Consider the following 8,854-nt stretch of genomic DNA (forward strand, 5'->3'; position numbering starts at 1 on the left):
CTCAGAACCGCTTCAGCAGGCGGTCGATGTAATCCAATTCTTCCTTGGGGCGGCCGGCCTCGCTAGCACGGCGGCGCAGCTCTTCCAGGATCTCGCGGGCGCGCTGCAGGTCGCCGTGGTCGGGGATCTTGACGCTGTCGGTGCTGGTGGCGCCCTGGCCCGTCATCTGGCGGCCAAGGGGGTCGGTGTTCTGGCCGCGGCCGTTGGTGGCATTGCGGGGGGCCACGCGGGTGCCCCGGCCCATCTGGCGGGCCATCTGCTGCGCCATGCCTTTCAGCCCGTCCTGCAGGGCCTCCAGCGCCCGGCCCTGGGCCTCCACCGCGTCCTCCGGTGATCCTTCCGACAGGGCGCGGCCGGCCTGGCCCATGGCGCGATCGGCCTTGTCCAGGGGGGAAGGCGCCTGGCCGGGGCCGTTGCCGCCACCGTTGCCGTTCTGCTGCCCGCCAGGCTGGTCCTGGCCCTGTTGGCCATCCGGCTGTCCCTCATCCGACTGCTGGCCGGCCTGCTGCCCCTGCTGTTGCATCAGGGCCTGCAGCTCGCGGCGCAGGGCGTCCTGCTGCTTGGCCAGGTCGCGGGCCGTTGCCTCGGCCGAGGGGTCGCGCTGGGGCTGGCGGGGGGCGGCGCCCTGGCGGTTGGGGGCGGAGCGGTTGGGACCGTCGCCCCGGGTGCTGGGTTGCGGCGGGCTGTCTTCCGGTTCACCCCGGTCGCCCTGGCGGAAGGTCTGGTCCATCAGCTCGCGCTGGCGCTTGGCCAGGTCCTGCAGCTTTTCCAGCATCTGCAGGTTCTGGCGCATCTGCTGCTGCTCGGCCTCCGTCGGTGGCTTCCGCGGGCCGGTCTGGACGCTCTCCATCAGATCCTGCATCTGGTCCAGCATCTTGCGCGCGGCGTCGCGGGCGCCGGTCTGGGCCATCTGCTCCAGCTGTTCCATCATCTGGCCCATGTCGATGGTCTGGGCGTTCTGGTCATCCGGCGGCGGGGCGCCGTTCTGGCCCTGCTGCTGGTCGCTCTTTTCCGCCAGCGCCTGCATGTAGCGGTTCAGCGCCGACTTCAGCGCGTCCAGGTCACGGCGGATTTCCGCTTCCGGCGCGTTGCGGTCCAGGGCGTCGGCTAGGCGCTGGCGGGCGTCGCGCAGTTCCGTCTCCGCCGAGGCCAGGCTGCCGTCCTCGATCTTCAGCGCCGTGTCCCACAGCAGATCGGCCACGTCGGTCAGCGACCGCCCGTCATCGTTCAGGCCCAAGTGCCGGGCGGCGGCGTACAGCGCCATGAACACGGTGGGATCGCCGGCATAGCCGTCCAGCTCGCCCGCCAGGCCCAGCAGGGCGTTGGCGGCGGGCTTGCGCGCCTCCTCCCCCTGGTCCAGCAGGGCGCGGCGCTGGGCGATGACGGCCTTGGCCGTGGGGTTGTTGAACACCCGTTCCGGCAGGGTGATGGTCTGGGTGTCGCTGGTCGCCCTCTGGCCGGCGGTGTCGGTGGCCGTCAGCTGGATGGTTACGGGCTGCCCCGCCCAGGGGCTGGCCGTCAGGTCGAAATAGCCGCTGGCGTTGGCGACGACGGGCGTGCCGGCGGCGGACGCCTCGCGGCTGGGCCGGGCGGGCACGGGCAGGGTCAGGACCAGCGGTTCCACCGTCGTGCCTTCCGCGCGCGTGGTGGGGGTCACGGTGGCGGTGACGCTGGCGATGCCGTAGTCGTCGGCGGCGGTATAGTCCAGGCGCAGGGCATAGCGCTCGGTGGCGCTGGGCTTTTCGCGGAAGGCGATGGCCGGCGGGTCGTCGGCGACGATGCGGATGGGCCAGCTGCCCAGGGTGCGGCCCCGGTCGGTGACGGTGATGCGTCGCCCCTTGGTGACGGTGCGGCTGGCCTGGAAGCCGCCGGTGGCGGCCGGGTCCAGGGCCAGCGCGTCCTCATCCAGCGACAGCTCGGGCGCGCGGTGGTGGGGACCCAGGCGGGCGGTGACGGTGGCGCCCGCCGGCACGGAAACCGCGCCCCCGCCCTCCGCCGGGCCGGCCTTGCCCCGGCGCGTCAGGAACTGCGGCGGCAGGCCGGTCGATTCCGGGGGGGTGATCCAGACGTCCAGGTCGGCCTCGGCGCCGGCGGGCGGCGCCTCGAACCCCGGATCCAGCGCCTCGATCAGCCTGGGGCGCCAATCGCCCCAGGCCATGACGGCGGCGATGGCCAGCAGCAGCACGGCGATATGCCGCAAGGCCCAGGGATCGCGGTTGGGCAGATCCAGGGCGGGCCAGCCGGCGCGCACCCCCGCCAGGGCGCGGCGCGCGCGATCCTGCGCGGCGGCCCACAGGGTGGCGGCGGGGCTGGTCTGGTCCACCCCCCCCTGGGCTCCCCCTCCCTGGTTCACGGGCGTGTCGATCAGCAGGTCGAAAGGGCGGTGGCGCAGGGTGTTGTCCCGCTCCAGCCGGCGGAACACCGCGTCGCGGTCAGGCAGGCGCAAACCACGCAGGCGGCGGACCAGCAGGGCGATGAATGCTGCGGCGAAGGCGGCCAGCGCCAGGCCGTGGGCCCAGGGCGGCAGGTGGGGCAGGGCGCCGGACCAGGCCAGCGCCAGGCCCAGCATCAGCAAGCCGGGCAGGGGCCAGAGCCGCAGGCCCACCCGCTCCGCCGCCAGCGACAGCCAGGCGGCGCGCAAGGGGCGGCGCCAGGGCTTCAGCGGCGGCGGGACCAGAGGAAGGCGCGCGCGGTGGGGCAGGGGCACGACAATGCCCGTGGGCGCGGGCACGGCTGCGGCGGATGCCCGTCGCCCATCCTTGCGGGAGGTGAGTGCCCTCTCAGCCATGCCGTCGGTGCCCTCTCGGCTGCCGTGTGCCCTTGGGTGGGCCCTATGCCCTGCGCCTTAAACGTGGCGCCATTGCGGCGCCACGTCCAGGGCCAGCATTTCCTCGAACGTCTGGCGGCGGCGGATAACCGCCCACTGCCCTTCATCCACCAGCACCTCCGCCACCAGGGGGCGGGAGTTGTAGGTGGACGACATGGCGGCGCCGTAGGCCCCGGCGGTCATGAAGGCCACCAGTTCGCCCTGGCCCACCGGCGGCAGCTCCCGCTGGCGGGCGAAGGTGTCGCCCGTCTCGCAGATCGGCCCCACCACGTCCATGGGGGAAAGCGGGGCGCCGGCGGCTGGTTCCAGTACCGGGCGGATGCCGTGATAGGCGTCGTACAGCGTGGGGCGCATGAGGTCGTTCATGGCCGCGTCCACGATCAGGAAGCGGCGGTGCAGCCCTTCCTTCACGTAGATGACCCGGGCCAGCAGCACGCCGGCGTCGCCCACCAGGGACCGGCCGGGCTCCAGCGTCAGGCGGCATCCCAGATTGCCCAGGCGCTTGCGCACAATGGCGGCATAGGCGTCGTGGTCCGGCGCCGCCTCGCCCTTGTAGGGCACGCCTAGGCCGCCGCCCAGGTCCAGCCTTTCGATCTTCAGGCCGGCTTCGCGGGTGGCGATCACCAGGTCCGACAGGTGGCCGTAGGCGTCGTCGTAGGGGCTGATGTTCAGCAGCTGCGACCCGATGTGGACGGCATAACCCTTGGGCGCCAGGCCGGGCAGGCTGCTGGCCTTGGCATAGGCCGCCACGGCGTGGCCCAGGTCGATGCCGAACTTATCCTCCTTGCGGCCCGTGGCGATCTTGCCATGGGTGCCGGCGTCCACGTCCGGATTGATGCGCAGGGCCACGGGGGCGGTGCGGCCCAGTTCCGTCGCCACGGCCGACAGGGCCTCCAGCTCCGGCAGGCTTTCCACGTTGATCTGGTGGATGCCGGCCACCAGCGCCGCCGCCAACTCGTCCCGCGTCTTGCCCACGCCGGAGAACACCACCTTTTCCGGCGGCACGCCAGCGGCCAGCGCGCGGCGCATCTCCCCTTCCGACACCACGTCGGCGCCGGCGCCGAGGCGGGCGAACAGGCTGATGATGGATTGGTTGGAATTGGCCTTCAGGGCGAAGCAGACGTCCACCGGATCACGGGCGAAGGCCCGGGCGTAGGCCTGGTAATTGGCCCGCAGGCGGCTGGCGGCATAGACATAGACGGGGGTGCCGACGGCCTCGGCCAACCGGTCCAGGGGAACGCCGTCGGCGGTCAGCACGCCGGAAACATAGGAGAAGGCCATCGAAATCCAAACCGTCGCGTCTGCTGGGGCCCTTTACTGGGGCGTTGAGGAACCGGAGGTGGAGGGGGTGGTGGTGCCGCCCATCATCGGCCCGCTGTTGGTGATGACGGGGCTGTCCGGCATGACCCCATAGGGCGTGCCGGGCTGAATGGTGGCGGGCGACCCGGCCGGCTGGTCGGCCGAGCTGGGCAGCGCCTCTTTCACGTTGGGCTGCGGGTCCAGCTTGGGGCTGGGGTAGAAGTTCAGGGGATGATCCTCGCCATCCGGCGTGTCCAGGGTGTGGGCGATCTTGCCGCAGCCCGACAGCGCCAGGGCGGTGGCGGTCAGACCGGCGATCAGCAGAACCTTTTTCATATGGCTTACCCTCACAGGAACCGTTCCCGCGCGGCGGCCACGGCCGCGCGCACGCGTTCTGGGGCCGTCCCGCCGAAGCTGGTGCGGCTGGCGACGGAGGCTTCCAGGCTCAGCACGGCATAGACCTCCTCGGTGATGCGGGCGTCCACGCCGCGCATGACATCCAGTGGCACGTCTGACAGGCCGCAGGCCCGTTCCTCGGCCAGCCGGACGATGCGGCCGGTGACATGGTGCGCCTCGCGGAAAGGCAGGCCCAGGCGGCGCACCAGCCAGTCGGCCAGGTCGGTGGCGGTGGGGAAGCCCGCTTCCACCGCGCGGCGCATGGCGGCCGGGTCGGGCGTCATGTCCTGGATCATGCCGGTGGTGGCGGCCAAACAGAGGGCCAGCGTGTCGTCGGCCTCGAACACCGGCTCCTTGTCTTCCTGCATGTCCTTGGAATAGGCCAGCGGCAGGCCCTTCATGACCACCAGCAGGCCCGACAGGGCGCCGATGACCCGGCCGCACTTGGCGCGCACCAGCTCGGCCGCATCCGGGTTCTTCTTCTGCGGCATGATGGAGCTGCCGCTGGTGAAGGCGTCCGACAGGCGGATGAAGCGGAACTGGGTCGTGCACCACAGCACGATCTCCTCCGCCAGGCGCGACAGGTGCATGGCGCAGATGCTGGCGGTGGCCAGATAGTCCAGGGCGAAATCGCGATCGGACACGGCGTCCAGCGAATTGGCCGTGGGCCGGTCGAAGCCCAGGGCGGCGGCGGTGGCGGCCCGGTCGATGGGATAGGGGGTGCCGGCCAGGGCGGCACTGCCCAGCGGGCATTCGTTCAGGCGGGCGATGGCGTCGCGCACCCGGGCGCGGTCGCGGCCCAGCATCTCCACATAGGCCAGCAGATGGTGGCCGAAGGTCACCGGCTGGGCCGTCTGCAGGTGGGTGAAGCCCGGCATGATGGTGTCGACGTTGCGCTCGGCCTGATCGATCAGGGCGGCCTGCAGGGCCTTCATGTCGCCGTCCAGGCGCTGCAGGGCGCCGCGCACCCACAGCTTGAAGTCGGTGGCCACCTGGTCGTTGCGGGAGCGTGCGGTGTGCAGGCGGCCGGCGGGCTCACCGATCAGTTCCTTCAGGCGGGACTCCACGTTCATATGGATGTCCTCATGCTCCGTCTTGAAGACGAAGCGACCGTTGCGGATCTCCTCGGCCACCTGATCCAGGCCCTTCAGGATGGCGTCGGCGTCGTCCTGGGTGATGATGCCCTGGGCCGCCAGCATGGTGGCGTGCGCCTTGGACCCGGCGATGTCCTGCGCCCACAGCTTCTTGTCGAAGCCGATGGACACGTTGATGCGCTCCATGATCTCCGACGGGCCACGGCTGAAGCGGCCGCCCCACAGCTCGTTTACAGCGCCGCCTGCTGCGGCATTCTGGTCGGGCGTGGCGGTTTCCGGGGTCGCGGGAGTTGACGTCATCGGGGGTCGGGGACCAATTGTAGCGGGGCCGGCGTAGGGGCCCGGTGAACGAGGGTGATGGCAAGAATGGCGATTTTGCGGTTTCTCGCAAGGATTGGCGTGGTCGCGTCGGTCGTTTTCTGCGCTGGTGCGGCATGCGCGGCCGGTAATGCGGCCCCCGCGCTGAAGGGCGGCATTACCCCCTTCACCGAAACGCCGGACCATCCCCAGGTTCCCGATCTGGCACTGACCCGCCCCGACGGCAGCGGCATCCACCTGTCGGACCTCAAGGGCCACCTGGTCCTGCTGAACCTGTGGGCCACCTGGTGCGCCCCCTGCGTCCAGGAACTGCCGTCGCTGGACAAGCTCCAGGGCGCCCTGGGCGACACCTCCGGCGGCAAGGGGGGCTTCGAGGTGGTGGCCCTGTCGCTGGACCGGGGCGGCGCCCGGGTGGTGACGCCCTTCATCCAGAACCACGGCATCACCCACCTGGCGACCTGGCTGGACCCCAAGAGCACGGCCATGTCGGTGCTGAAGCCGCGCGGCTTGCCCACCACCCTGCTGATCGATGCCGAGGGACGCGAGATCGGCCGCCTGGAAGGCGACGCTGATTGGAATTCCCCCGAGGCGCAGGCCCTGATCAAGTTTTATAAGAAATAAAAAAACCCGCCTCCCTTGCGAAGGGGGCGGCGGGTTTTTTGTTGAAGTGGACTCGGTGCGTCGGGCCCCTTAACGGGTAGGCCGGGGCGTGTCGCCGGAATAGTCGTAGAAGCCGCGGCCCACCTTGCGGCCCAGCCAGCCCGCCTCGACATACTTCACCAGCAGCGGGCAGGGCCGGTACTTGCTGTCGGCCAGGCCCTCGTACAGCACCTGCATCACCGACAGGCAGGTGTCCAGGCCGATGAAGTCCGCCAGTTCCAGCGGGCCCATGGGGTGGTTGGCGCCCAGCTTCATGGCAGTATCGATGGCCTCGACCGAGCCCACGCCCTCATACAGGGTGTAGACCGCCTCGTTGATCATGGGCTGCAGCACGCGGTTGACAATGAAGGCGGGGAAGTCCTCCGACACGGCGGGGGTCTTGCCCAGCTTGAACGTCAGTTCGCGGATGGCCTGATAGGTCTCCTCGTCCGTGGCAATGCCCCGGATGATCTCCACCAGCTGCATCACCGGCACCGGGTTCATGAAGTGCATGCCGATGAACTTGTGCGGCCGGTCGGTGCAGGCCGCGAGGCGCGTGATGGAGATGGACGAGGTGTTGGTGGCCACCAGCGCGTCGGCCTTCAGGTGCGGCACCAGGTCCTTGAAGATGCCGCGCTTGATGTCCTCGTTCTCGGTGGCGGCCTCAATCACCAGATCGCAGTCGACCAGCGTCGACATCTCCGTGCCGGTGGAGATGCGGGCCAGGGCCTCATCCTTTTCCAGCTCGGTGATCTTGCCCTTTGAGACTTGACGGTCGAGGTTCTTCTCAAGGGCTTGCATGGCTCGAGAGAGCGACTCCGGGCTGGTGTCCATCAGCCGGACCGTATGGCCGGACAGCGATGTCACGTGGGCGATGCCCGTGCCCATCTGCCCCGAACCGATGATGCCGATCGTGCGTATCATGGTGTCTGTCCTTGCAAGGCCACCCTGGCGGGGTCCCCCGATACTGCCGGGGGACCCTTAACAAGAGATAGAGTAGGGTGTTGAACGGGCTTGGGTCAGCCCGCCTTGCCCAGTTCCTCGGTCAATTCCGGCACAGCCTTGAACAGGTCGGCGACCAGGCCGTAGTCGGCGATCTGGAAGATCGGCGCCTCTTCGTCCTTGTTGATGGCGACGATGACCTTGCTGTCCTTCATGCCGGCCAGGTGCTGGATGGCGCCCGAGATGCCCACGGCGATGTACAGCTCCGGCGCCACGATCTTGCCCGTCTGCCCGACCTGGTAGTCGTTGGGCACGAAGCCGGCGTCCACCGCCGCGCGCGACGCACCCACGGCGGCCCCCAGCTTGTCGGCCAGGGCCTCCAGCAGGGGGAAGTTGTCGCCCGACTGCATGCCCCGGCCGCCCGAGACGATCACCCGGGCGCTGGTCAGCTCCGGCCGTTCGGACTTCGACACCTCCTGGCTCACGAACTTGGACAGGCCGGCGTCAGCGGCGCCGGCCGCGGCCTCGACACTGGCGCTGCCGCCGGTGGCGGCCACCGCCTCGAACGCCGTGCCGCGCACCGTCGCCACCTTCACCGGGTCGCTGGACTGCACGGTGGCGATGGCGTTGCCGGCGTAGATGGGCCGGGTGAAGGTGTCGGGGCTTTCCACCCCGGTGATGTCGCTGATCTGCGCCACGTCCAGCAAGGCCGCGATGCGCGGCGCCACGTTCTTGCCGAAGGTGGTGCTGGGGGCCAGCACGTGGCTGTAGCCGCCGGCCTTCACCAGCCCCACCACCAGCGGGGCCACGTTCTCCGCCAGGCCGTGGGCCAGCTCGGCGGCATCCGCCGTCAGCACCTTGGCCACACCGGCGACCTGGGCCGTCGCCTCGGCCACGGCGCCCACACCCTGCCCCAGCACCAGCACATGCACGTCGCCGCCCAGCTTGGCGGCGGCACCCAGGGTGGTCAGCGTCGGGGCCTTCACGCCCTCGACCGAGGGCTCAGCGATAACAAGAGTCGTCATGGTCAGATCACCCGCGCTTCGGTCTTCAGCTTGGCCACCAGCTCCTGGACGGAGCCCACCTTCACCCCGCCGGCCCGCTTTGGTGGCTCCGCCACCTTCAGCGTCTTCAGCCGCGGCGTCAGGTCCACACCCAGGCTGGCGGCGTCCACCGTCTCCAGCGGTTTCTTCTTGGCCTTCATGATGTTGGGCAGCGAGGCGTAGCGCGGCTCGTTCAGACGCAGGTCGGTGGTCACCACCGCCGGCAGCTTCAGATCCACCGTCTCCAGACCGCCGTCGATCTCACGCGTCACGGCAACGGTCCCTTCCGCCGGCAC

Annotated in this window: 8 protein-coding genes; 1 reads left to right on the forward strand and 7 read right to left on the reverse strand. The window is 70.1% G+C overall.

Translation table 11 applies throughout. From position 1 onward, the window contains the following. Position 1: 1 nt before the first annotated feature. From P5F91_RS09695 to argH, 4 genes are read right to left on the reverse strand one after another with little or no spacing between them, the layout of a single operon-like run. Positions 2-2,788 carry a TIGR02302 family protein gene (locus tag P5F91_RS09695; RefSeq protein WP_277907100.1) on the reverse strand — a complete coding sequence of 929 codons (2,787 nt, stop codon included), beginning with the start codon at positions 2,786-2,788 and terminating at the stop codon, positions 2-4. A gap of 57 nt (positions 2,789-2,845) precedes the next feature. Next, on the reverse strand, positions 2,846-4,108 hold the full coding sequence (gene lysA, locus P5F91_RS09700; RefSeq protein WP_277907101.1) for a diaminopimelate decarboxylase: 1,263 nt from the start codon (positions 4,106-4,108) through the stop codon (positions 2,846-2,848). Between the two features lie 33 nt (positions 4,109-4,141). After that, complete coding sequence (locus tag P5F91_RS09705) at positions 4,142-4,462, reverse strand: hypothetical protein (protein WP_145610481.1); 321 nt, start codon at positions 4,460-4,462, stop codon at positions 4,142-4,144. 11 nt (positions 4,463-4,473) lie between these two features. Continuing rightward, positions 4,474-5,916, reverse strand: a complete 1,443-nt coding sequence (gene argH, locus P5F91_RS09710; RefSeq protein ID WP_277907102.1) for an argininosuccinate lyase — start codon at positions 5,914-5,916, stop codon at positions 4,474-4,476. Between the two features lie 99 nt (positions 5,917-6,015). Here argH and P5F91_RS09715 point away from each other — a divergent pair, with 99 nt between their 5' ends. Continuing rightward, positions 6,016-6,555: a TlpA family protein disulfide reductase gene (locus tag P5F91_RS09715; RefSeq protein ID WP_246134364.1), complete on the forward strand. Its 540-nt coding sequence runs from the start codon at positions 6,016-6,018 to the stop codon at positions 6,553-6,555. A 69-nt stretch (positions 6,556-6,624) separates the two neighbouring features. Here the strand turns inward: P5F91_RS09715 and P5F91_RS09720 are convergent, their stop codons facing one another. From P5F91_RS09720 to P5F91_RS09730, 3 genes are all read right to left on the reverse strand, one after another. Further along, positions 6,625-7,497 carry a 3-hydroxybutyryl-CoA dehydrogenase gene (locus tag P5F91_RS09720; protein WP_145610478.1) on the reverse strand — a complete coding sequence of 291 codons (873 nt, stop codon included), beginning with the start codon at positions 7,495-7,497 and terminating at the stop codon, positions 6,625-6,627. A gap of 95 nt (positions 7,498-7,592) precedes the next feature. After that, a complete protein-coding gene (locus tag P5F91_RS09725) occupies positions 7,593-8,540 on the reverse strand; it encodes an electron transfer flavoprotein subunit alpha/FixB family protein (protein ID WP_277907103.1) in 948 nt (315 codons plus the stop codon). 2 nt (positions 8,541-8,542) lie between these two features. Further along, the coding region (locus P5F91_RS09730; RefSeq protein WP_422394461.1) for an electron transfer flavoprotein subunit beta/FixA family protein at positions 8,543-8,854 on the reverse strand (312 nt) is incomplete at its 5' end.

The sequence above is a fragment of the Nitrospirillum amazonense genome (assembly GCF_029594735.1).
Lineage (GTDB): Bacteria > Pseudomonadota > Alphaproteobacteria > Azospirillales > Azospirillaceae > Nitrospirillum > Nitrospirillum amazonense.